The 563-nt window shown below is 40.5% G+C and carries 1 protein-coding gene; it reads left to right on the top strand.

Annotation, left to right across the window (positions count from 1 at the left end; all coding sequences use genetic code 11):
- The coding region (locus HMPREF2728_RS10800; protein WP_261674107.1) for an Ig-like domain-containing protein at positions 1-563 on the top strand (563 nt) is incomplete at both ends.

Genomic DNA, 563 nt, shown 5'->3' with positions numbered 1-563 from the left:
AGATGCTGATGGAAATCTTGTTGTAACCTATAAAGATGGTTCTCAAGATAAAAAACCATTGTCAGAATTTGTGACTAAAGATACAGAAGCTCCAGCTAAACCAGTTGTGAACACAGATCTTACAGGTAAAGCTGGAACTAAGACGCCAGTTGAAGTAACTGCAGAAAAAGGTTCAACCGTAGCCCTTTACGATAAAGACAACAACAAGATCGGTGAAGCAACTGCAGGAGAAAATGGCAAAGCTACAATCACACCAACAGTTGACATTCCAGCAGGTGCTGTAACAGCTAAAGCAACTGACGCAGCAGGTAACACATCAGTAGCCAGTGACCCAGCAACAGCTACAGCTCCAGCAACAGTAGTAGCGCCAACAGTAGAGATCCCATACTCTAATAAAGATAAAGAAGTTTATGTATATGCTGGAGAAGAAAACTCATTTGATATCAAATTCAAAGATGATAGTGGAAAAATTGTAAGTGCTACTGTCAAACAAGGCGGTAACAGAGAGTTTGGTTCTGTTGCAGGCGAAGCAGATACCATCAATACTCAATATGGATTTAAAG

The organism is Streptococcus sp. HMSC061D10 (assembly GCF_001808865.1).
Taxonomy (GTDB): Bacteria; Bacillota; Bacilli; order Lactobacillales; family Streptococcaceae; genus Streptococcus.
This window is presented reverse-complemented; position numbering and strand designations above follow the sequence as displayed.